Origin of the sequence: Algoriphagus sediminis (assembly GCF_030403435.1) — a bacterium.
Taxonomy (GTDB): Bacteria; Bacteroidota; Bacteroidia; order Cytophagales; family Cyclobacteriaceae; genus Algoriphagus; species Algoriphagus sediminis.
This window is the reverse complement of record NZ_JAUEPH010000002.1, coordinates 618510-642274: the sequence shown is the minus strand read 5'-3', so window position 1 is coordinate 642274 and position 23765 is coordinate 618510. Positions and strand designations below refer to the sequence as shown.

Here is a 23765-nt window from a genome sequence, read left to right as displayed (position 1 = left end):
AAAGCCCCAGAATTGGGGCTTTTTAGCTTTAGGAGGATTAATGAACCTCTCCCATCATTTTCCGAATTATTGGTTTTAGCAAGAATAAAAGGACGGCCGATCCAATTACTGTGTAAACAATCAGCATGTACTGATCTGGCATTCTGGCAAGCGCTTCATCTGTTCCTCCACTTGCTTCTCCGGCTATTAAGCCCGCAATAAGATTTCCAAGAGATACAGATAGGAACCAAATGCCCATCATTTGACCCCCATAGCCTTTTGGGGCCAGCTTTGTCACCAAACTCAAACCAACAGGTGACAAACTCAATTCCCCGAAAGTGTGAAGCATATAAGTCAAAATCAACCAAAATGGGGCAGCCAAATCCCCTGAAGCAGCAATCTTTGCTGCGAAATACATCACAAAGAAGCCAATGCCCAGAAGAAGCAAACCAAAAGTAAATTTCATTGGAGAGCTAGGTTCTAAATGTCGCCTACCTAACCACACCCACATGGCTCCAAAAAACGGAGCAAAAAGAATGATAAACATACTGTTGATAGACTGGAAATAGCCCGTAGGAATTTCCCATCCAAAAACCGTACGATCAGTAAAGCGCTCAGCAAAAAGATTTAAGGTACTTCCCGCCTGCTCAAATCCCGACCAGAACATGGCAGAGAATAAAAACAGAATAGCTATCACCCCAACTTTATTCTTATCTCCTTTGGATAAACCTCCGAAAAGGATCACATAGCCTAAATATCCAAATGCGACCGCTGCAATAGTATAACCGGAAGCCCCGGCAATTGCTGTGGCTTCAAAAGAAATCAGCCCTGAAAAAAGAAACAAAACCACTCCGACCAAGGCAATACCAATCCAGGTTACCAAGGATTTTAGCTTTTTCTGTGAAGCGATTTCTTGTTCTGTTTGAACCTCCGGGCTTTCTCCATAGCCTTCAAGAGACTTTGCGGTGGCTTTATACTGAATCAAGCCGAAAACCATACCTAGGCCGGCTAAGCCAAAACCGAGGTGCCAGTCATACTCAGCCAAGGTACTACAAGCGATCGGGGCGATCAGAGCACCAATATTAATTCCCATATAGAAAATTGAGAAGCCTGCATCTCTTTTCGAACTTCCAGGTTTATATAACTGACCGACAATGGAACTAATATTTGGCTTCAAAAGCCCAGTTCCCAAAACAATCAGAATTAGTCCCAAAAAGAATGAAGTGGTGTCTAAAGAGGTCAATGCCACTTTGGCCTCATGCCCTTCTCCTGAAATCAGGTTTGATACGCCAGGCAAAGCCATGGTAAAGTGACCCAAGGCGATGATAATTCCGCCATACCATACTGATTTCTTTAAGCCAAAAAGCCGGTCAGCAAGCCATCCTCCAGGTAAAGCCAATAGATAAACACCCATGGTGTAGAGGCCATAAATGGCTCCGGATGTTTTATCATCAAAGCCCAAACCTCCATCTACAATGGCAGTGGTCATAAATAAAATTAGGAGAGCCCGCATACCGTAGTAGCTAAACCTCTCCCACATTTCGGTAAAGAATAGAGTCATCAGGCCTTTTGGGTGGCCAAACATGGTAGGTCCATCAAACTCTGAAGTTTTCAGATTTTCCAATGAATTTAATTTTTGGGTAAAATTAGATTTACAATGATAACCGATTTTGAAGATTTACCGAAAAAAACTACAGAAACGGCTGAATAAGCTAGAAAAAGGAATACTAAAATTTCATCAAAACCAAGAAATATGACATAAGGCATATTTTCTTCTGATTTTTGTTCGTAATCGATTACGCGACAAAATAAAGGCATTTTTTTGTTAGGTGGAAAAGTCCTTTTACTTACTTTTGTGTAGACAATTTTCAGATTTGTAAACCCAAATATTTATGCAGAACGAAGTTCTGGAAGCCAACGCTTCACCATTAGATTATCTGAGCTTTTCAACAAGCAAAAAATTGTACTTCAACCTACCTCCAGCGGCCCTAGTTGAGCGGTCGCTGGAGCGTGGTGAAGGACAACTCACCTCCACTGGCGCATTAATGGCGGATACTGGAAAGTTTACAGGGCGGTCCCCAAAGGATCGCTTTATTGTTTTGGATGAAAAGACCAAAGACTCCGTTTGGTGGGATGACATTAACATCCCCTTTGATTCGGAAAAATTTGAATCCCTGATGAATAAAATGAAAGACTATTTAAGTTCACAGGAATTATTTGTTCGGGATGCTTATGCCGGGGCAGATCCAAATCATCGTTTGAATTTACGGGTGGTGAATACTTGGGCATGGCATAACTTGTTTTGCCATAACATGTTCCTCAGGCCTGAAAAGGAAGAACTTGAGAAGTTTGAGCCTGATTTTACTATTCTTTGTGCTCCAGAGTTCAAAGCAAACCCTAGCGAGGATGGTACACGAAATGAAAATTTCGCAATCCTCGACATGACCAGGCGAATGATTATCATTGGAGGGACCGGATATGCAGGTGAAATGAAAAAGGGTATTTTCTCTGTCCTGAATTTTATCCTTCCGCATGAAAAGAATATCCTATCCATGCATTGCTCTGCAAATGTTGGTAAAGAAGGAGACACGGCAATATTTTTTGGGCTTTCCGGAACTGGGAAAACCACTTTGTCAGCCGACCCGAATCGAAATTTAATAGGTGATGATGAGCACGGATGGACCCAAAACTCTGTTTTCAACTTTGAAGGTGGGTGCTACGCAAAAGCCATTGACCTTTCGAGAGAAAAGGAGCCTGAAATTTGGGATGCGATTAAATTTGGAGCAATTGTAGAAAATACAAGATTTAAACCTGGCACTCGTGAGGTTGACTATTCGAACTCATCTGTCACGGAAAATACGAGAACTGCATATCCTATTGATCACATAGCAAATGCCATTATCCCATCGATAGCAGGAGTTCCTAAGAATATCTTTTTCCTAACAGCTGATGCTTTTGGAGTGATACCACCCATCTCCAAGCTCAACAAAAGTCAGGCTATGTACCACTTTATTTCTGGATACACAGCAAAAGTTGCAGGAACAGAAATGGGTGTCACTGAGCCTAAATTGACCTTTTCAGCTTGCTTTGGAGCAGCTTTTCTTCCACTTCATGCTACTGAATATGCTAAGCTTTTTGGTCAAAAAATGGAAGAACAAGATGTCAATGTCTGGCTCATCAACACAGGCTGGACTGGAGGGGTTTACGGAGTAGGCTCAAGAATGAAACTTTCCTATACGCGAGCCATGATCACGGCAGCACTGGAAAATCAGCTCGATAAAGTGGAATTCAAAGAGCACCCGGTATTTGGTGTGGAAGTCCCACAAAGCTGTCCGAATGTTCCTTCAGAAGTATTGAATCCTAGGAATACTTGGTCTGATGTCCAGGCTTACGATAAACAGGCTCAGGATTTAGCGAAAGCCTTCGTCGAAAACTTCAAGAAATTCGAAAGCCAGGCTTCCGAGGATATTTTAAAAGGAGAACCTAAAATTTAGTTTCTAAAAGGAGTGAAATATCACTCCTTTTTTTATTTGCGGTACAGAATACAAAGTAGCTTCCCCTATTTTTGTCATAATAATCTTTATTTGACTTTTTATATAACCAAATGAAAACAGCTGAAATAGTAACCGAAAAAGGAACCATGAAGGTAGAGTTCTATGAAAAGGACGCACCTAACACCGTAAAGAATTTTACAGATCTGGCTGAAAAGGGCTTTTATGATGGGCTCACTTTCCACAGAGTCATCCCTAATTTTGTAATTCAGGGTGGTTGTCCCAAAGGCAATGGCACTGGAGGTCCGGGGTATGTAATTGACTGTGAACTTGACCGGGAAAATCAATATCATGATCGGGGTGTTTTATCCATGGCTCACGCCGGACGAAATACAGGAGGCTCTCAATTCTTTATTTGTCACAGCAGAGACAATACCGCTCACCTCGATAGAAATCACACCTGCTTCGGTAAAGTGGTGGAAGGCTTGGATGTGATTGATGACATTAGAGCTGGTGATAAAATTGAAAAAATAACCATCAGCGAAGAATAAAAAAGCTCCTCAATCGAGGAGCTTTTTTTATTGATTTCTCTAAATATCTTCTGGAATTTACTTTAAGTCATTTAGGACTTCAAGTACCGCTCTGTGAATGGCTGGGGCCGTTTCCGGCCCAAGGGAGTTGATTTCTCCATAAGGTCTAGATTCGTACCCGTAGGTAAATGGAGGATTCACATCCCATTGTGATTTGGGTACTATATATCCAATCATGTCATTAGAAATTCCACCAAAAAATTTGAATTCCCCTTGAATCATTGTTTGGATAGCGGGTACCTCCTGTGGTTCGATGGTATAATCTGCACCTTCAGGAGACTCCACCCCTCCATGAAGAATTTCTGGATAAAGCTCACCAGGAACATGCACAAAAGTGGCTGGCCCCAGTGTCCAGGCAGAGACTTCTGATCGAATATGCTTCCACTTGGTGAACCCCCTATCAAAAATCCCCAGGAAAGCTGCTAAATGGAAAAGTTGATTATCCATCTTTAATTCGAGACTTTTCGCTCTTACATTGAGATTGAGTTCCTCAATAGTTGTTACCGAGGAATCAGAAAGTGTTTCAAGTGTAGCTTTCGCCAAAGCTCTTCCCTGAGCCATAATTTTATTTACATCCTGGTATTGAAAAGATCCTCCAGAGAAGGGGTCAGTAACTTCCATGGATGGATGTGTAGTCATCAAGCCTCCCACAGCCCCATTTAAAAAAATGGCAACACCTCCTACCCCATCCATCAAAGTACTATCTCCAACCACAATCCCTGATTCTACCATATTTCGCCATGGATCAGCAAAATCCGAACTCACCTTGATATTCTCCAGCCACAGTGTTTCTGGATGATTCCCCCAGTTCATTAATGTCCCAAGAGTTTCATCAGTTTTTTTATTTATAACCTGCATTAACTTAAGTGAAGAATCGAAAACTTGTGGATCTCGGGTATCACCAACTAATGGCTTCAATTTTTCTTCCTCAATCGCAAATTTAAACTTGGCTGGGACTCGAGACTTAAAAGCTTCAGTTACTGCCAACTCAATTCCCTCTTGAACCTTTTCAAGGTACTTTGGGTCGACCCCTCTTTCATATTCTGAAGGCCCCCACATCCCCATCAAATCTGGTGATGAATGTACATGTGTACTGGAAATAATTACATAATCCAGTTCTGGAACACTTTCCTGAATCATCTTTCGGGTAGTGATTACCTCATCATTTCCAAACCCGATCATATCGATAACACATATGGCAATTTGATTTTGACCGTCATCCAAAACCATCGCCCTAGCCCAAAGAGGATCTAAAATGGATTGAGCTGCTCTGGAATTCTGAAAACCTGCTAACCAAACTGCATCGAATTTTCCATTACCATTGACGTCGTCAAAGGTATCCCCATCTTCAGCATTGAACTGAGCATCTCCATTGACATCAATCCATGTCTCAGTAATTTCCGGGCTGATATCAACTTTGGCAAAGCCGGATTTAACCTCACCTGGATTAGAACTCTTCAGAGTTAAATCAAGCCAATAGCCTTCGTGCCGATCCTTAAATTGAAAAAAACCATAAATGGTGACCGAGAAAACACCAACTACTATTATGGCCAAAAGAAAAAGAAAGAATTTTTTCATGCTTTAGGTGATTTTCCTAAAGATATTATTTCAGCCTTACTTGATAAACTAGTTCCTCAAAATTACACCTGATCTTTCCCCCAGATCTTAATAAACTTGGCTTCATGAGCATCCACATTCTTCACGACGTCCCGAAACCAGTGATACTCAATTTCATCCTTCTCTTCCTTTGAGAGGAAATATTCCGGATCCGATTCAAAGCTTTTTCCTTTAGTCAATTCATATAAAAAAATCGCCGCAGCAACCGAGATATTAAAACTCTCTGAAAATCCATGCATAGGGATATGAACCATTCCATCGCAGGAGCTTTTCACTTCTTCCGAAACTCCTTCGTGTTCATTTCCAAAAACTAGAGCGATCTTTTGGCTCGCATCTAGGTCCTGTACTGGAATTGATCCGGCTTCTGGACTCGTTGCAAAAATCTTATAACCCGACTTCTTGAGAGTCCCAAAGCAATCTTGAACAGAAGAGCCCTCCGCATTAAAATACTTATGTAAGGTTATCCATTGAGCGGCGCCCCTGGTGACATAAGGATTAATATGATACTCCTTAGATTTCTCAATCACATGCACATCCTGTATGCCGAAGCAATCACAAGTTCGAAGAACAGCACTGGCGTTGTGAGGTTTATAGATATCCTCCAAAACCACTGTGAATTTTCTCGTCCTTTTCGATAAGACCGCACGAATCAGCTGTTGTTTATGAGGGGTTACATACTTTTTTAAATAGGCTTTGAATGCCCTTTGAAAAGATATTGAGCTTTGAATATCTTCAAAAGACCTCATTAGAAAAGCCCCAGTTGATCATCACTATCTTTCTTTTTTGGAGAAAGGTCAATGGTGGACCCCACTTCTAAATCATCCCCTTCAGAATTCTCTGATTCAGATTCGGTCTTCTTTTTGTCTTCAGATTTGGTAACAGCTTTCGCTTTTTCTACTGTTGGCTTTTTTTCAACAGTTTTACCGGAATTTAATTCTCCTTTCGGAGAATTTGAATCAGCCTTCTCAGACTCACCTTCCTCCTCCTTTTGTTCAATTTCCACCTCTTCAGAATCTGTGTCCAAAAGCACCAATTTCTTCACTGGATAATTGCTCAATTTATTACCAATAGCTTTCCACCCCTTTACATCAATAAGCATATCCAGATCATATTCTGTTTCTACTCTCTCCTTATTCTTCAATATAGTGGCCTTTACCTGCGGCTGCTTTGCGGTAGATGCTATCAAGAGCTTTGAGGACCTGTGCTCGGTGATAAAGTTAAATCGCTTATTCAAAGTGCTAGTTTCGATCTGGAAGCGTTTCACATAGTGAGTTTTGCTGGCACCATCATAATAAACCACCGATATAACTTTCTCAGGATCGAATTTTTCAATTAAAAGGAGATTTGGAGCATCGTAGCGATTGGTCAGCTCAAAACTCGTTAGCTCATATTCGCCATTTTTATAGATTGCCAAAATTCTGTCGTCACCGAGGAAATTATCAATTAGCTCTCCTCTCTCGTCGGTATTAAGCCTACCCACCACTGAATCATAATAAATATCTAAACCACCAAGCGTGGAAACCCCTTCCATTTTAAGCACCACTTTGCGTACAGGGTATTTGGTAAGGATATTTCCTCCGGCACCTCTTCCTTTTATGTCTAAAGTGGCAAAATCGAAATCAAAAACTTTCACTCTTGCCTTGGCTCCTTGAGTCAAGCTAACGGTAACGATTTCCGCCTCACCATTTGGATTTGCCGTCAAATAGAGAACTTTAGAACCTTTTGCACCTTTAGTGAGAACATATTCTTTATCTCTGGTAACTGCTAAAACCTGAAATCTTTTTACCATGGTCCTACCGGAGCCACCGTCAAGATAAATCAGGTTATAAACCATCCTTTCATCGCCCTTCCTAAAAACTCCTACGTACAGAATATCCTTACCCATGAAGTTTTTTTCTTGGATTTTGGACACCATGCAGATTCCATCTCTTCGAATGACAAGAATATCGTCCAGGTCTGAACATTCACTTACAAACTCTTCCTTCTTCAGACCAAAGCCAACAAAACCATCTTTTCGATTTACATAAAGCTTGGCATTGTTTGCTGCAACTACTGTGGCTTTGATGGTGTCAAAAGCCCGGATCTCAGTCTTTCTTTCTCTTCCTTTGCCATACTTATCCAGAAGCTTCTGATAATACCCAATGGCATAATCAGTCAGGTTTTCGAGGTTATAATTCACCTGATCCAGTTCCTCCTGAAGTCTTCTCATCAATTCATCCGCCTTGAAAGCGTCAAATTTTGAGATTCGTTTGATCCGAATTTCTGTCAAGCGAACCAAGTCATCCTGAGTGATTTCTCGATAAAAATCCGGCTTATAGGGCTCCAAACCGGAATCAATTGCTTCCAACACTGCTTCCCAAGTTTCACACTCTTCGATATCCCGGTAAATTCTATTTTCTATGAAGATCTTCTCAAGTGATGAGAAAAGTAACTTCTCCATTAATTCTCCCCGCCGGATTTCCAGCTCTCGCTTGAGGAGATCCTTCGTCTGACTAGTATTGTAAGTGAGAATATCATTCACCGACATGAATACCGGCTTCTCCTCTACAATTACACAGGCATTGGGTGAAATGGAAACCTCACAATTCGTGAAAGCATATAAGGCATCGATAGTTACATCAGGTGAAACCCCTGTGGCTAAATGCACGATAATCTCTACATCCTTGGCAGTATTATCAACCACCTTTTTGATTTTGATCTTTCCTTTATCATTGGCTTTCAGAATAGAATCTATCAATGAATCCGTAGTTTCACCATAAGGTATCTCTCTGATGGCAAGTGACTTACTGTCTACTTCTTCTATTTTTGCTCTAACCTTTACCCTACCGCCTCTTTGGCCTTCATTGTATTCAGAAAAATCTGCTAGACCTCCTGTGGCAAAATCTGGAAAAATCTTCGGTTTCTTACCCTTTAAAACCTTGATGGATTGCTCGATTAGCTCACAAAAGTTATGAGGAAGAATTTTGGTCGAAAGACCAACAGCAATCCCTTCCACACCCTGAGCAAGTAAAAGTGGGAATTTAACGGGAAGAGTAATCGGTTCTTTTTTACGGCCATCGTAAGATAGCTGCCATTCGGTGGTTTGAGGATTGAAAACTACTTCCAAGGCAAACTTGGAAAGTCTTGCCTCAATATATCTGGCGGCGGCGGCCCTATCACCGGTTCGGATATCTCCCCAATTTCCCTGAGTTTCTATCAGCAGGTCTTTTTGGCCTAGGTTAACAATGGCGTCCCCAATGGATGCATCACCATGAGGGTGATACTGCATGGACTGACCAATAATGTTTGCCACCTTATTAAAGCGCCCATCATCCATTTCCTTCATGGCATGAAGGATCCTTCTCTGTACAGGCTTTAATCCATCCTCAATGGCAGGTACGGCGCGCTCCAGAATTACATAGGAAGCATAATCTAAAAACCAGTCCTTATACATTCCGGAAACCGGAACAGATACTTGTAAATCCTCGTCGTTATTTTCGTGAGTGTTATTCTCCTCGCTCATTTATTTATTAAAATTTTGACCTGAGACCTAAAATCCTTTAAGCTGCTTCTATTTCCTCCTCCTCAGCTTTTGACTCCCCACCGAGATCCAGGTCTTTTTCTATTTTCAGATTATCTATGATAAAGTTTTGTCTGTCCGGAGTGTTTTTACCCATATAGAACTTCAGAAGGTCAGCAATTTTGGTCTCCTTGTTTAATATGATAGGTTCTAACCTTATATCCTCTCCGATAAACCCTCCAAATTCCTCCGGAGAAATCTCTCCCAGTCCCTTGAAACGGGTGATTTCTGGTTTTCCTCCAAGTTTATGGATGGCTCTTTGACGCTCCTCATCAGAGTAGCAATAAATAGTCTCCTTTTTATTTCGGACTCTAAAAAGAGGCGTATCCAAAATGAATAGATGCCCATTTCTTACCAAATCGGGAAAGAACTGAAGAAAATAGGTCATGATGAGTAAGCGGATGTGCATACCGTCAACATCCGCATCTGTCGCAATCACAATTTTTCTATAACGCAATCCATCAATCCCATCCTCAATATTCAACGCATGCTGAAGAAGGTTAAACTCCTCATTTTCATAAACCACCTTCTTGGTCATGCCATAGCAGTTCAGGGGTTTTCCCCTTAATGAAAAGACCGCCTGAGTCTGCACATTTCTGGATTTGGTGATGGACCCTGATGCTGAATCACCTTCAGTAATGAAAAGCATGGTTTCATTTTTCAGTTCTTCATCGCCCTTGTTATCATCATAGTGCACTCTACAATCTCTAAGCTTTTTATTATGAAGATTGGCCTTCTTCGCCCGCTCATTGGCAAGTTTTTTAATACCTGAAATCTCCTTGCGTTCTCTTTCGGACTGAAGAATCCTCTTCAGTAAAGCATCTGCGGCTTTCGGATTTTTATGTAGGTAATTATCCAGCTCAACCCTTAGGAATTCGTTTACAAAAGTCCTTACAGTTGGACCATCAGGACCCACAGACTGCGAACCTAGCTTTGTTTTGGTCTGAGATTCAAAAACTGGCTCTTGAACTCGAATTGCTATCGCTCCAACCACACTCTGCCGGATATCCGCTGAGTCGTAGTCCTTTTTATAGAAATCACGGACCGTCTTCACTATGCTCTCCCTAAAGGCCGCCAAATGCGTTCCTCCCTGGGTGGTATACTGTCCATTTACAAAAGAGTAGTACTCCTCACCATACTGATTGGTATGAGTCAGAGCCACTTCTATGTCATTCCCCTTTAAATGGATGATAGGATACCTGCAGGCCTCTTCATCTACTTTATTCGAAAGTAAATCATAAAGCCCTTTATCCGAGAAATATTTCTTCCCATTATAATTTATGGTCAAACCTGCATTTAGGTATGCATAATTCCATATCTGGTTTTCAAGGTATTCAGGAATGAAATGATAATTCTTGAAGACACTGGCATCTGGCGAGAACACTATTTTAGTCCCATTTCGATCTGAAGTTTTACCCACTTTTTGATCATTGACCAAGACGCCTTTTTCGAATTCGGCAACTTTAGTTTCCCCGTCACGGTATGATTGAACTTTAAAATAATCGGAAAGGGCATTTACAGCTTTGGTACCCACCCCATTTAGTCCTACCGATTTCTGGAATGCTCCGGAGTCATATTTTCCACCCGTATTTATTTTGGAAACGCAATCGATGACCTTTCCCAGAGGAATTCCTCGGCCATAATCTCTTACCTCCACTTTGTGCTCGGAAATCTTAACCTCGATGGTACGGCCATGACCCATCATGTGCTCATCGATGGAGTTATCTAATATCTCCTTGACTAAAACATAAATACCATCATCCTGCGCACTTCCATCCCCTAGTTTTCCAATGTACATCCCTGGTCTTAGGCGAATATGCTCCCGCCAATCCAGTGACTTGATACTATCCTCGTTGTATTGAACTTTTTCTGCCATAGGCTAATAGATTCTAAGAATCTAATCTCACTTGTTTGAATTTATTGACTAATAGAATAAAAAAAGCTATCACCCAAATAACGAGCAAAAGCGGGATTAAGTAAAAGAAGAAATTGAATTCTGATGCATTAATTCCTTCCTGATTATTGATGGCATGAACAAAGAAAACCATAACTAAAAGACAGGTATTCAGAATCGCTCCAAAAGTATAAAACCATGCTAGAAAATAATCTCTGTAATCATCTCCTACCGGGAAAAGCTTATGCAGGCCGTTATGAGTTTTGGTTTCGAGCAATTTCGGAGGCAACAAAACCACTAAGTTGCACACCACAAACAAGGCAATAATGCTATAAAAAAAAGCATCTCTTCCATGCTCTGTAGGTGAGTCAGGTTGGTACTGAACAGTTTCTGGCATTGCTGAATAGAAATACAGCAAGAAAAAAATGAATCCAAAAACCATGAAGAAATAGAAGACTTTTCCGAAACGACTGTACATAAATTTATCGGGGGATTTCAAATGCTAATATAAAGGATTTGAGTGAACAGAATCATCCCATAAGGTGTTCGATTATTGATTATATTTGACAGTTAGTTTCAGGAAAATTACCCAAAACAATGAACCTCAGTCCGGTAGTGATCGCCATCCCGATGTATTTTATTCTGATGGCCATAGAAATGATCACTCTTCGTTTCCAAAAACACCCGGGTTATCGCTTAAATGATGCTGTAACCAATATCAACTGTGGAGTGATTTCTCAGGTAACAGGAGTATTCGTAAAAGTTATCTCCATTGGGATTTATACGCTCATTTACGAAAACCTGGCCCTTTTACAGATTCCTAATAATATCTGGACTTTTCTGTTGCTCTTTTTCCTTTACGATCTTTGCTATTATTGGGCTCATCGCAAAAGTCATGAAATCAATCTTTTCTGGGGAGGACATGTGGTTCATCACTCCAGTGAGGAGTATAATCTTTCAGTTGCCTTGCGGCAAAGCAGCACCCAAACCTTCTGGACTTTTTTCTTCTATTTCCCACTAGCCATTTTGGGGTTCGATCCGGTGATGCTTGTTTTAGCCTCGGGAATAAACCTGCTTTATCAATTTTGGATCCACACAGAAGCTATTGGCAAGATGGGTTTTCTGGAAAAATTCATGAATACTCCATCTCATCATCGAGTGCACCATGGAAGAAATCCTAAGTATATAGACAAAAACCATGGAGGAACTTTTATCATTTTCGATAAATGGTTTGGCACATTTCAGGAGGAGGAGGAGACCCCTACCTATGGAATTACCACTCCGGTAAACAGTTGGAATCCCTTTTGGGTGAATCTGGCGCATTACGCCACCATGAAAGAAGAATTAGCCATGATTCCTAAATGGGGCGATAAAGTCAGGTATCTATTCAATAAACCAGGATGGTTACCGGATTACCTTGGAGGTTATCGTGCCCCTAAGGAACCGGGAAAAGATTTTAAAAAGTATGATACTGTGGTGCCTCCAAGTTTCAACTGGTACGTTTTCTTTCAGTACATCCTCCTGCTGGTCCTCACAGGTTTTTTCCTATTTCAAGTGAACGCTTTTGAATGGATGATCAAAGTTGGTGTAAGTGCTATAATTATTTGGACAACCATAAGTTTTTCCGGGATTTTTGAGAAACGAAATTGGTTTCTTCCACAGGAGATTTTGAGGATATTGGTTTTTTCCACTGTGCTATTTCTTCTTTTCAATTCCTTAATCTCCATTCCCATTTTAAGTACTTTCATTGCAATTTATGCCCTTGTTTCCTTTGCCTGGCTATTTAAAAACCAGCAACAAAAAGATCAAATTACTTCAGCCTCTCTTTAAAATGGGTAGAATTTTAATAGCAGTTCTGGGACTTGTTTTAGTCCTTGGCTCATGCAGTTCAAAGCTGGACGCTGGTGATATCAATCTGGAAAATTGGAAAGCAGATCGGTATGGATGTAACGGGCTGAGAATTCAGGATTTGGAAGAGATAAGAAGAATAAAAAATACTTTCCTTGGAGCCTCCAATCAATCCATAATTAAGACTTTGGGCAGACCAGATCGTGTAGAGCTAGTGGATAAAAGCCAAAGTTTCTTTTTCTACTTTTTGGAACCAAGTAGGGACTGTGAAGGGGTAGAAACAGAAAAAGAACCCTTAAAGGTCCTTTTTCGAATGAATGCAATAAGTAAAGTATCTGAAGTGACGATTACAAACCTGAACCCATAAAGCAAAGAGCCGCCGCTCCGAGGGTTCCCGCGTCGTTTTCTAAAGTAGCTCTTTTGAGGTGAAGGCTTTTTGTGTAATACGAGGTTAGTGATTCATTTAGCACTTTTTTCATGCTTGGCAAAATGAATTCAAGTCCGGCTGAAACCCCACCCCCAAAATAGATTTCGGTAACATCAAGAATTCTAACGGTAGAGACAATAGCGGCTCCAAGAATTTCTCCTACTTCTTCAAAAACTTTTAAAGCCACCGGATTATTTTCTCTGGCACCTTTTACAAGCATATGAATGCCTGGAACTTCATGAGCTAAATCTCCAGCCTGATCAGGGTGTGCTTTTAGATATTTATCGAGAATATTTAAAATCCCTCCGCGTCCTACCAAAGTTTCCAATCTAGCATTGTCACGAGCCAACATATGCCCCATTTCCATGGCATTTCCTCTCGAACCCTTGAAAACTTGACCATCCAGTACCAAGGCACTTCCAATACCAGTTCCTAAAGTGATAAAAAGGAAGTTTTCAGCTGGGTCATCTTGACCAAAATAAAATTCACCTATTGCAGCGGCAGCGGCATCATTCTCGAGAAAGAAATCATGTTCTGGATAGGCTTTCTTTAGCCCTTCTTTTAATTTGAACCCGTTTAACCCTGGGATCGCCGGGATTTCCAGCGGAACGGTTCTATCCTTAGAAATCAGCCCAGGCAAACCAATGCCTACTTCCCGAACCTCTGGATACTTATCCAAGTATTTACCGAGCTCCTTAATGAATTTGGGACCAAATCCCTCCGGATACTCCCTGTATGTAGTGGTCTCTTCTTTCTGAAAGTCAAGTATTTCACCGGATTTATTAACTAATCCAATTTTAAGATGGGTTCCGCCCACGTCTACACCTAAAAATGGTATATCCTGATTCTGCATAGTTTCGATAGGTTATTGGGACATCAAAAAAGCAAAAGTTTTAATTTACTTCCTATAATCCTGACCAATCTGCTGGAAAATTTTAAGAACGGCAGGACAAACCAAAGTATTCTTTAAGGTCAAATTTAAAATCCCTAGCATATTTTTTCGATTAGTATGTGGGTATTCCCGGCAGGCTTTTGGCCGGTTTTCATAGACTAAACATGTGTTGTCTTCATTCAAAAATGGACAGGGAGCAGAGTTTAAAACATAATCCCCTTCATCATCCTGATGAAGATATTCATCAATGAATTCAGTGGACTTCATTCTAAATACTCTTGCAAGCCTATCGATGTCTGTTTTGATGAAAATAGGACTCGTAGTTTTGCAACAATTAGCACAATCCAAGCAATCAATTTCTGAAAAAACCTCCTCATGAAGCTGTTGGAATTTTGTATCCAAAGCTTTGGATTTGACCTTTCTGAGTCGAATTTTGAGCTTTTTATTTGCTGAGAAATCGGAGAGGGATTCTACTTTAAAAGCTTCGAGATCTAACATTAATTCGTTGAATTCAAAACTATCCCATCTGGAAGAATCAAAATTTTCCTGGCTTTGTAAAGCTGCCCAATGCTTTGTTTAAAATGCTTTTTACTCATTCCAAGCTCAGCCTTGATTTCCTCTGGAGCGGATTTATCATGAAGCTTCAGCGATCCTTTACTCTCCAGAATTTTCAAGATTTTCTCTGCACCATCATCGTACTTGGTTCTATTTGGTGGCAAAAGGAGTAAATCAAGCTTCCCATCCTCTCTCCTTTTCTTGATGTAAACGGTGCGGGTTTCACCAATTTCAATTTTTTCGAAAACTTCATTTTTATATAGCAGCCCTTCAAACTGATCCTCAACCAGTACCTTAAAACCTAGATCGGTCTTGTCAAAAATCAGCCCTGTCAGTGGCAAGCCTGTGGTAAACTCTTCAGGAGCCGGGTCCAAAAAACCAGCATACTTTCCTACTCCAATCAGCCGATTGGTTTTATTATCTATACAAACTTTGACAAGAACCTTATCTCCCTCCTTCATTTCCTTTCCCATTTCGGAATTAGGCAGGAAAAGATCTTTAGGCAATCCCCAATCCAAAAAAGCCCCAAAGGAAGTCTTATGCTTTACCTCCAACACTGCAAAATCATCCAGATAGGCTAGCGGTCTTTCTGTTACTGCGACTGGCCTATCTTCACTGTCCGTGTAGACAAAAACCTCAATCAAGTCTCCCTCCTTTTCATCGCCGGTAAGGTAGCCTTGTGGCAATAAAACTTCATCTCCTGAAGCAAGCCCTAAATAGGCTCCAAAATCGGTAAAACGATTAATAGGTAATTCAGAAACCAATCCTAATTCTTCCATAAATCAAAGTTAGACAATATTCTTCGCAAGCTCGAAATTGGTGAAAACATAAGTTCTTTAGAGAGGTTAAAAATTGGATTGTCACAGCCTGCATCTTAGCTTTGACATTTCAATAACCCATTATAAAACCCAATTAACTTTAACTCAATCTCATGAAAAATTTAGCTGTAATCGGTTCTGGAACTATGGGAAATGGAATTGCCCATGTTTTTGCGCAGTATGGATTTAATGTTTCTTTAATCGACCTTAAGCAAGAATTTTTAGACAAGGCTTTGGCAAAAATCCAAAAGAACATGGATAGGCAAGTTGCCAAGGGGGTTATTTCCGAAGTAGAAAAAGAAGCGGCTTTAGGAAGGATAAATACTTTCACCTCAATGCCCGACGGGGTGAAGAATTCAGATTTGGTCGTAGAAGCGGCTACAGAGAATATGGAGATTAAATTGGATCTTTTTAGACAGCTAGATGAAGCAGCACCTGAAGGAGCAATTTTAGCATCAAACACCTCTTCCATTTCTATCACCAAAATCGCTGCAGCCACCAAAAGGCCAAATAAAGTCATAGGAATGCATTTCATGAATCCTGTTCCAGTCATGAAATTAATCGAGGTAATCAGAGGATATGCCACGTCTGATGAGACCACAGAAATCATTATGGCTCTGTCTAAAGAGTTAGAGAAAGTTCCTGTAGAAGTGAACGATTATCCCGGCTTTGTGGCAAACCGAATCCTAATGCCAATGATTAACGAAGCAATTTACAGCCTTTATGAGGGTGTAGCGGGAGTAGAAGAAATAGATACGGTTATGAAACTGGGAATGGCTCATCCCATGGGTCCATTGCAATTGGCGGACTTTATTGGCTTAGACGTATGCCTTTCCATTCTGCGTGTTCTACATGAAGGCTTTGGTAATCCGAAATATGCTCCATGTCCACTTTTAGTAAACATGGTGGAAGCTGGTTTTAAAGGTGCCAAAACAGGAGAAGGATTCTATGCTTACACGCAAGGAAGCAAGGATTTAATCGTTTCCTCTCAATTCAAAAAATAAGCCATGCATCTGGCCATCGCTGGTAATATTGGAAGTGGAAAAACCACCCTAGCCGAAATGCTTGGAAAGCATCTTGGCTGGGATATTGAATTCGAGTCAGTGGATAATAATCCTTATTTACCCGATTTCTACGCTGATATGAAGCGCTGGGCCTTTCACCTTCAAGTTTATTTCCTCAACTCTAGATTTAATCAAATCAAGAAAATTCAGGAGAAGAAATCAAACACCATTCAGGATAGGACTATTTATGAAGATGCCTACATTTTTGCAGCCAACTTATATAAAAGTGGCTTTTTAAGCCAAAGGGATTACGATAGCTATTTGAGTCTTTTCAATTCCATGATCCCACATGTTAAAGCACCGGATCTCTTGATCTACTTAAAGGCTGATATTTCTAAGTTAGTCGGACAAATTGAAAAAAGAGGAAGGGATTATGAAACCACAATGAGGATAGACTACCTGAAAAACCTAAACAAACATTACGAGGAATGGATCTCAAGCTATCGGGAAGGTAATCTCTTGATTGTAGACGTGAATGAGTTAGATTTTGTGGAAAGACCGACAGATTTTTCTTTTATTTTGGAAAAAGTAAATCGCGAGATTTTTGGCCTCTTCTCTTAAATTAGGCCATTTTTCTTTTTAGCCAGTTCAGGATAATGACTTTGGTATCCTCATTTGCGGACATCAACAAATGATCTATACGTTGGAGTCTACCTCCAATCATAAGCGTTTCATAAGGAGGAATGCGTATCAATTTATATCCATGTAGTCGCGATTGGAGGTCCATTTGAAGATCATTGAAGGCAAGTAACTTCCAGCCCGGCGCACCTTCATCATAAAAATCTCCGGGATCACTGCCCTCACCAAAGTGTGCTTTAGCCATAGGGCTACCAAACCAAAACCTCTTTTGGAGCCCCACCTTTAGACAATCTTTCTCGAATGTTCGACAAAGTCTTTTATAGGCTTGAGAGAATGGAAAATTAAATTGATCGTAAATATCTGATTTTAAGGTTATTGATCTATATCTATTGAAGTGACTTTCATCGTCATACTTGATGACAAATCGATTGATTTTAAAATCAAACTTTAACTTATTTAGCAATGGGAACTCCGACTTTCCGCCTAGTTCTAAGTATGTCTCAGATAACCATTCTTTAGACTTCTCATCAAGAAAACTGTGGTTTAATTCAAGGTCAAAACCCGAATCATAAAAAAGGTCGCTTTCTTGTAAAATTTCATCAAGCTGACGAATAATTAGATTTTGCATAATCAGTCGCCTTCTCTCAAAATATCCCAGGTATGATCAGCGAGCAACTTCACCTCCGCTATGAATGCTGCAAAGCCCTTCTTTCTTCCCCAATCTTCTGGTGAAAGCATACTTAAAAAATCGGAGCCATCATCCTTTTGATATAGAAAATAGATGTGATTAATCAGAGGTTCAAAGCCAATTGAAGCTTGGTAAATACGCTCAGAAATCTCAACTCTGGATTGAATTTTTTTAGCTTGATCGGCCAAAAGCTGCATCTGCTGATAGATTTGAGACATCTGCATATCTGTTTGCGAATGCATGGCCGCCACGGCACGTCCTGTGATCTTACCTTTATCCTCGGGCTTAATGATCGCACTCCCACTATGATGAGCATAAGGAAGATTAGACGGACTCTCAGTCGTCTTTTCCTTCATCTTTTCCAGATCAATCTTATCTACGTCTATTTTATTCTTCTCCATTTTAATTTTGATCTGTGATCCGTTCCTGAAGTTGGGGTTTTGAACCAGGAAAGGTGGTTCGCTTAGAGATGTCATACCCTATCCAAATCATGATGAGCATGAAAATCAGGAAAGCCGCCAGGAATATTTTTTTCTTTTTTTCCATCAAATCCAAATTCTGATTCAAAATTACGAAATGCTTGACAATGCAAATGCTTTGATATGATTTTTACGTGCGACGTAAAATGACAACACAAAGCCGACTGCGGCTCCCAAGAGATGACTCTCCCAAGAGACTCTACCCACATTTGGCACTAACCCAAAGACTAAGCTGCCATAAATCATCATGACCAGTATTGATATGATTAAGTCTTTTGCTTTCCACCTGAAAAAGCCAAAACACATCAGAAAAAAGGCAAGCATATATACTAAGCCACTACTACCGATATGTAAATAAGGCCTACCCGCACACCAAACCAGTATATTCGTCCAGAGCATGCCATAAACTATGACCCATCCTGCGATTCGGTCATAGAAATAGTACAGTACCATGGAAAGAATAAGAAATGGCCAGAGATTAGAAATCAGATGAAGCCAATTCCCATGGATAAATGGGGTCAGGACAATCCCAAATAATCCATGAATTTTCCTTGGAAGAATCCCTAGGATTCCAAAATCAAGATTGAACGACTCCTGCACCGCAAAGACCAAGACCATTACCAAACCAATCCTAACCGGTATGGAAATGCTTCTTTTAAAATGCTTCCAATCAAACGCACACATACCATAGAAATAAGTGGTTTTGAAAAATGTTTATATTTTTAGCTGCTATTACAAAATTTTTCACCCACCTGCTTTAAAATGTATCAGCATATCGACGAGGAGACGATTTATAATTACCTAGGAAGGGATAACCTTGAACTTATCGAAGAGTTGCTTGGATTGGTGATTTCCGTGAATTTGGTTGAATTGGAAGAACTGAGTGAATTGTACCAGAAAAAAGATTATTCCACCATTAAAAAACGAGTCCATAAGTCAAAGCCTTCTCTGAGTTATATTGGAGCATCCAAAACACTTGAACTAGTTGATCAGATTGAATCAGAACTAGAGACTTCAGCACCCATTAACTCAGAACTACAGAAGCATATAAAATCAATAAAACTTGAACTCACCACATTTTTGGCGGAGCTCAGAAGTAACTAAGCCAACCTTATGAAAAAACTATTACTCTCTACTATCCTCATTCTAACCTTTGGTCTAATTAATGCCCAGGAAAGTGCTCTGAGTGTGGAATATATCATGCGTGACCCCGCATGGATAGGTACTTTTCCTTCATCTCCTTATTGGTCAAAAGACGGTCAAACGATCTATTTCAGATATAATCTTGAAAATGATCCTGCAGATTCTCTGTACAAAATATCCCTAGCCAATCCCGAGAAAATCAAAAAAGTAGATTGGAAAGAGGCTCAAAATTCCAGAGCCACAAGAGGTGAACTTAATATGAGTAAAACTTCCATTCTTTACAGTGAAGGCCAAAAGATTATGGAGGAAGATGTGAAAACCGGAGAGTCAAAAGTCATTTTTGAATGGTATACCAACTTAAATAATCCTTCGTATCTAGCAGATGAGTCTTTGATCTCTTTTAATTCCGAGGATAACATTTTCGTTTTTGATACTGAAAAAGAAAAAGTTACTAAGGTCACCAATATCAAAGACGGAAAAGCTCCTTCTCAATCTTCAGGATCAAGCAATACAGAAAAAGAAAAGGGCTACCTAGAGCAGGAAACTGTAAAATTGAGTAAGGTACTTCAGGAAAGGGAAGAGAAGGATAAAATGAGAAGGGCTTACCGAGAGGCAACTCAGGAAGAGAAGGAAGAAGAGCCTTTTGCTTTCTACAAGCAGGGAAAAAATCTGACGAACCTTCGCTTATCTCCCAATCAGAGATTTGCCACATTCAGCGAGTATAATCGAAATTCAAATAAACCTACAGGAGTTCCTGATTACATGGATGCCTCAGGTTACACCAAAGAATTGAGAGGGAGACCAAAAGTAGGTACAGAAGGAACCACAGTAGAAATAGGCTTTTACGATCTTGAAAATGATACAGTTTTTTACTTGAATAAATCAATACTAGACGGAATCAAAGATCTTCCTGACTATGTAGCTGACTACCCGGACAAGGAATGGGAAGAAGAGGAGCGTAAAGTTTTTCTAGCCGGCCCCTACTTTTCACCTTCGGGTGAGACCGCAATCGTAGTGGCAAGATCCTTGGACAACAAGGATCGCTGGATTGCTTCGGTAGATTTTGAAACAGGCGATTTGATCACCTTAGACAGGCAGCGGGACGAGGCTTGGATTGCGGGTCCAGGAATTGGATGGACCTACTCCTCAGGTGTTTTTGGGTGGTTACCAGACAGCGAACATATTTATTTCCAATCTGAAGAGAGTGGCTATTCACATCTATATTTACTGAACGTAAATACTGGTAAGAAAACGGCTTTGACTTCAGGAGATTTTGAAGTTTTTGACCCTTTCATTTCAAAAGACGGCGAGCATTGGTATTTCACCAGTTCGGAAGTTAGCCCAAGCGAGAGACACTTTTACAAAATGCCTCTAATGGGTGGAGAAAAGGAACAATTGACTTTTCTAGAAGGCAAGAATGACGCTTTTCTTTCTCCAGAGGAAGACAAACTCTTAGTTCTTAATTCTTTTAGCAATAGACCTGAAGAGCTTTTTCTGAAGGATTTAAGCAAGAGAAATGCTGAAGCAAAACAATTGACCTTTGGTCAAAGTGAGGAGTTCCAAGCATACGAATGGCGTGAGCCAGAGATAATTCGGTTTGAGGCTGAGGACGGTGCCATGGTTCCAGCAAGACTTTATACTCCGGAAGATTCTAAAAAAAATGGGGCTGCAGTGATTTTTGTCCATGGAGCAGGATATCTACAAAACGTTCACAAATGGTGGAGTAGCTATTTCCGCGAATACATGTTTCATAATCTCCTGACCGATTTAGGATATACCGTTCTCGATATTGATTACAGATCTAGCGCAGGATATGGAAGAGATTGGAGAACTGGAATTTATAGGCACATGGGTGGAAAAGATCTTTCAGATCAAATTGACGGGGCGAAATATCTTATAGATTTCCAAGACATTGACCCTGAAAGGCTAGGTATTTATGGCGGTAGTTATGGAGGTTTCATAACGCTAATGGCTCTTTTTACAGAACCAGATGTATTCAAATCCGGTGCAGCACTTAGATCTGTAACCGATTGGGCTCATTACAACCACGGATATACCTCGAACATTCTCAATACTCCCGAAGAAGACCCAATCGCTTACGAACGCTCCTCTCCTATTTATTTTGCCGAAGGACTGAAAGGAAATCTTCTAATCGCACACGGCATGGTGGATGTAAATGTTCAATTTCAGGACGTGGTCAGACTTGCCCAGCGTCTGATTGAACTCGAAAAAGATAATTGGGAAATGGCAGTTTATCCGGTCGAAGATCATGGATTCGTAGAGCCTTCCTCATGGACCGATGAGTACAAACGCATTTTAAAACTCTTCAATACCACTTTACTAGACTAGATCCCTATGCTTAGAGCAGGCAAATTCCTCCTAATAGCCATAATTCTTCTTTATGGCTGTTCACCTCAGGTTGAGCAACCCAAAAAAGTAGGTCCAATTGTAGAAAATGCCATGGTGGTTTCCGCTATGGAAGAAGCCTCAGCCATCGGAGTGCAGATTATGGAAAAAGGCGGAAATGCCTTTGATGCTATGATGGCAACCGAAATGGCTTTAGCGGTTTGCTACCCTTTTGCCGGCAATCTTGGAGGGGGTGGATTTATGGTTTATCGAATGGCCGATGGTAGTATTGGATCTCTTGACTACCGTGAAAAAGCTCCAGGAGCCGCCGATCGCGACATGTATTTGGATGAGGAAGGTAATATTATTCCTGGATTAAGTACTCAAGGCGCTTTGGCATCTGGAATTCCAGGAACTGTTGCAGGGGTTTTCGAGGCTCAAGAGAAGTTTGGGAAACTTGATCCAAAAGAAATTTTAGAACCTGTCATTGAATTAGCGCAGAAAGGATGGGCCGTCCGGCAAAGGCAAGCGAATAGCTTTGAAAGACTTCGCGAAACCTTTATTGAGGTAAATGGCCCTAATACTTTCTACTCGAAGCCTTATCCTGAGGGCACCATGCTGAAAATGCCCATTTTGGCGGAAACGCTAAGGAGGATTTCTGAAAATGGAAGGGACGAATTTTACAAGGGCAAAACTGCAGAAATGCTGGTGAGTCATATGGATTCTATTGGTGGAATTTTCACTATGGAGGACTTGGCAAATTATGAGGCTGTTTGGAGAGAGCCCGTAGTATTTGATTACAATGGGCATAGAATAATTTCTATGGCTCCCCCAAGTTCGGGTGGAGTAACCATAGGTCAGATTCTTCAGATGATGGAGCCATACTCCGTTGGAAATATGGAATATCATAGCGCTGAGCATATTCAGCTCATGGTGGAAGCCGAGAGAAGGGCTTACGCAGACAGAAACTTTTACCTTGGCGACCCTGATTTTGTAGATATTCCGATTGAGCAGTTACTTGATGAAGAATACCTTAAGGCTAGGATGAGTTCTTTCACCCCGGGAAAGGCAACCAAATCAGAGGATATAGCCAAAGGCGAAGTACTATATGCTGAGAGCATGGAGACCACACATTACTCCATTGTTGACGCAGAAGGGAATGCTGTTTCTGTCACAACCACCCTAAATGGAGCTTACGGTTCCAAAGTCTTTATTGATGATTTGGGCTTTTTCATGAATAATGAAATGGATGATTTCAGCTCTAAAGCAGGAGAACCAAACATGTTTGGCCTCATTGGTGCTGAGGCAAACAGCATTCAGCCAGGAAAAAGAATGCTAAGCTCCATGACCCCAACAATTGTTGAAAAAGAGGGGAAGCTTAAGTTCGTGGTGGGTACACCAGGAGGCTCTACTATCATCACCTCTGTGGCACAGGTAATCTCAAACGTGGTAGACTTTGACATGGGAATGCATGAAGCTGTTGAATCACCAAGATTTCATCACCAATGGCTTCCGGACCGAGTAATTTTTGAGCCTGGAGCCTTCGATTCTACTTTGATTCAGACCATGAAATCTAATGGATATCTGATCAGTGAAGAATATAGCAGAATTTTAGGCTATGTAGATGCGATCCTTGTTTTGCCTGACGGCAGACTAGAAGGTGGTGCTGATCCAAGAGGAGATGACAGCGCTCTCGGTTTTTAAAAATGAAATATTTCCTCCATATCTTTGCATTTCGAACTATTTTCTGAACAGGAATTGTTCTACTTCCAAGTATCCTAATGGACCTTTAATCC

22 protein-coding genes are annotated in these 23765 nt (G+C 40.7%); 9 read left to right on the top strand and 13 right to left on the bottom strand.

Features of this window, described 5'->3' with window-relative positions; translation table 11 throughout:
- Positions 1–37: 37 nt before the first annotated feature.
- Positions 38–1564, bottom strand: a complete 1527-nt coding sequence (locus QVH07_RS06015; protein WP_289999346.1) for a peptide MFS transporter — start codon at positions 1562–1564, stop codon at positions 38–40.
- Between the two features lie 307 nt (positions 1565–1871).
- Here QVH07_RS06015 and pckA point away from each other — a divergent pair, with 307 nt between their 5' ends.
- Both pckA and QVH07_RS06005 read left to right on the top strand, forming a co-directional pair.
- Positions 1872–3473 carry a phosphoenolpyruvate carboxykinase (ATP) gene (gene pckA / locus QVH07_RS06010; RefSeq protein WP_289999252.1) on the top strand — a complete coding sequence of 534 codons (1602 nt, stop codon included), beginning with the start codon at positions 1872–1874 and terminating at the stop codon, positions 3471–3473.
- Positions 3474–3583: 110 nt separating this feature from the next.
- Positions 3584–4021: a peptidylprolyl isomerase gene (locus QVH07_RS06005; protein ID WP_289999251.1), complete on the top strand. Its 438-nt coding sequence runs from the start codon at positions 3584–3586 to the stop codon at positions 4019–4021.
- Positions 4022–4078: 57 nt separating this feature from the next.
- On the opposite strand, the gene QVH07_RS06000 is transcribed toward QVH07_RS06005, so the two are convergent.
- From QVH07_RS06000 to QVH07_RS05980, 5 genes are all read right to left on the bottom strand, one after another.
- Positions 4079–5638 carry a hypothetical protein gene (locus QVH07_RS06000; protein WP_289999250.1) on the bottom strand — a complete coding sequence of 520 codons (1560 nt, stop codon included), beginning with the start codon at positions 5636–5638 and terminating at the stop codon, positions 4079–4081.
- A 62-nt stretch (positions 5639–5700) separates the two neighbouring features.
- Positions 5701–6423 carry a TrmH family RNA methyltransferase gene (locus QVH07_RS05995; protein WP_289999249.1) on the bottom strand — a complete coding sequence of 241 codons (723 nt, stop codon included), beginning with the start codon at positions 6421–6423 and terminating at the stop codon, positions 5701–5703.
- Positions 6423–9179, bottom strand: coding sequence for a DNA gyrase/topoisomerase IV subunit A (locus QVH07_RS05990; RefSeq protein ID WP_289999248.1), 2757 nt, complete (start codon positions 9177–9179; stop codon positions 6423–6425). Before QVH07_RS05990 ends, QVH07_RS05995 begins: the two co-directional genes overlap by 1 nt.
- 37 nt (positions 9180–9216) lie before the next feature.
- On the bottom strand, positions 9217–11112 hold the full coding sequence (locus tag QVH07_RS05985) for a DNA topoisomerase IV subunit B (protein WP_289999247.1): 1896 nt from the start codon (positions 11110–11112) through the stop codon (positions 9217–9219).
- A gap of 13 nt (positions 11113–11125) precedes the next feature.
- Positions 11126–11608: a DNA topoisomerase IV gene (locus tag QVH07_RS05980; RefSeq protein WP_289999246.1), complete on the bottom strand. Its 483-nt coding sequence runs from the start codon at positions 11606–11608 to the stop codon at positions 11126–11128.
- 119 nt (positions 11609–11727) lie between these two features.
- Between QVH07_RS05980 and QVH07_RS05975 the strand changes: the two genes are divergently transcribed.
- Both QVH07_RS05975 and QVH07_RS05970 read left to right on the top strand, forming a co-directional pair.
- Positions 11728–12960, top strand: a complete 1233-nt coding sequence (locus QVH07_RS05975) for a sterol desaturase family protein (RefSeq protein WP_289999245.1) — start codon at positions 11728–11730, stop codon at positions 12958–12960.
- 1 nt (position 12961) lies between these two features.
- Entirely contained in the window at positions 12962–13345 is a 384-nt protein-coding gene (locus QVH07_RS05970) for a hypothetical protein (protein WP_289999244.1), read from the top strand.
- On the opposite strand, the gene QVH07_RS05965 is transcribed toward QVH07_RS05970, so the two are convergent.
- The 3 genes from QVH07_RS05965 to QVH07_RS05955 are packed head-to-tail and all read right to left on the bottom strand — an operon-like array spanning position 13326 to position 15631.
- Complete coding sequence (locus QVH07_RS05965) at positions 13326–14258, bottom strand: ROK family protein (protein WP_289999243.1); 933 nt, start codon at positions 14256–14258, stop codon at positions 13326–13328. The two genes, QVH07_RS05970 and QVH07_RS05965, sit on opposite strands and share 20 nt — an antisense overlap.
- A 45-nt stretch (positions 14259–14303) precedes the next feature.
- Complete coding sequence (locus tag QVH07_RS05960; protein WP_289999242.1) at positions 14304–14795, bottom strand: YkgJ family cysteine cluster protein; 492 nt, start codon at positions 14793–14795, stop codon at positions 14304–14306.
- On the bottom strand, positions 14795–15631 hold the full coding sequence (locus tag QVH07_RS05955; RefSeq protein WP_289999241.1) for a CvfB family protein: 837 nt from the start codon (positions 15629–15631) through the stop codon (positions 14795–14797). Before QVH07_RS05955 ends, QVH07_RS05960 begins: the two co-directional genes overlap by 1 nt.
- Positions 15632–15783: 152 nt before the next feature.
- Between QVH07_RS05955 and QVH07_RS05950 the strand changes: the two genes are divergently transcribed.
- On the top strand, positions 15784–16674 hold the full coding sequence (locus tag QVH07_RS05950) for a 3-hydroxyacyl-CoA dehydrogenase family protein (RefSeq protein ID WP_289999240.1): 891 nt from the start codon (positions 15784–15786) through the stop codon (positions 16672–16674).
- Between the two features lie 3 nt (positions 16675–16677).
- Positions 16678–17295 (top strand): deoxynucleoside kinase, encoded by a 618-nt coding sequence (locus QVH07_RS05945; RefSeq protein ID WP_289999239.1) that lies wholly within the window; start codon positions 16678–16680, stop codon positions 17293–17295.
- 1 nt (position 17296) lies between these two features.
- On the opposite strand, the gene QVH07_RS05940 is transcribed toward QVH07_RS05945, so the two are convergent.
- The 4 genes from QVH07_RS05940 to QVH07_RS05925 are packed head-to-tail and all read right to left on the bottom strand — an operon-like array spanning position 17297 to position 19164.
- The gene (locus tag QVH07_RS05940; RefSeq protein WP_289999238.1) at positions 17297–17941 is read right to left on the bottom strand and encodes a DUF7255 family protein; all 645 of its coding nucleotides are present in this window, start codon (positions 17939–17941) and stop codon (positions 17297–17299) included.
- 2 nt (positions 17942–17943) lie between these two features.
- The gene (locus tag QVH07_RS05935) at positions 17944–18402 is read right to left on the bottom strand and encodes a DUF2452 domain-containing protein (protein ID WP_289999237.1); all 459 of its coding nucleotides are present in this window, start codon (positions 18400–18402) and stop codon (positions 17944–17946) included.
- A 1-nt stretch (position 18403) separates the two neighbouring features.
- Positions 18404–18547 carry a hypothetical protein gene (locus tag QVH07_RS05930; protein ID WP_289999236.1) on the bottom strand — a complete coding sequence of 48 codons (144 nt, stop codon included), beginning with the start codon at positions 18545–18547 and terminating at the stop codon, positions 18404–18406.
- Between the two features lie 23 nt (positions 18548–18570).
- Positions 18571–19164: a rhomboid family intramembrane serine protease gene (locus tag QVH07_RS05925; RefSeq protein WP_289999235.1), complete on the bottom strand. Its 594-nt coding sequence runs from the start codon at positions 19162–19164 to the stop codon at positions 18571–18573.
- A gap of 78 nt (positions 19165–19242) precedes the next feature.
- On the opposite strand from QVH07_RS05925, the gene QVH07_RS05920 reads away from it, so the two are divergent.
- The 3 genes from QVH07_RS05920 to ggt are packed head-to-tail and all read left to right on the top strand — an operon-like array spanning position 19243 to position 23673.
- Positions 19243–19584 carry an Hpt domain-containing protein gene (locus QVH07_RS05920; protein ID WP_289999234.1) on the top strand — a complete coding sequence of 114 codons (342 nt, stop codon included), beginning with the start codon at positions 19243–19245 and terminating at the stop codon, positions 19582–19584.
- A 9-nt stretch (positions 19585–19593) separates the two neighbouring features.
- A complete protein-coding gene (locus QVH07_RS05915; protein ID WP_289999233.1) occupies positions 19594–21972 on the top strand; it encodes a S9 family peptidase in 2379 nt (792 codons plus the stop codon).
- Between the two features lie 6 nt (positions 21973–21978).
- On the top strand, positions 21979–23673 hold the full coding sequence (gene ggt, locus QVH07_RS05910) for a gamma-glutamyltransferase (RefSeq protein ID WP_289999232.1): 1695 nt from the start codon (positions 21979–21981) through the stop codon (positions 23671–23673).
- Positions 23674–23765 lie beyond the last annotated feature (92 nt).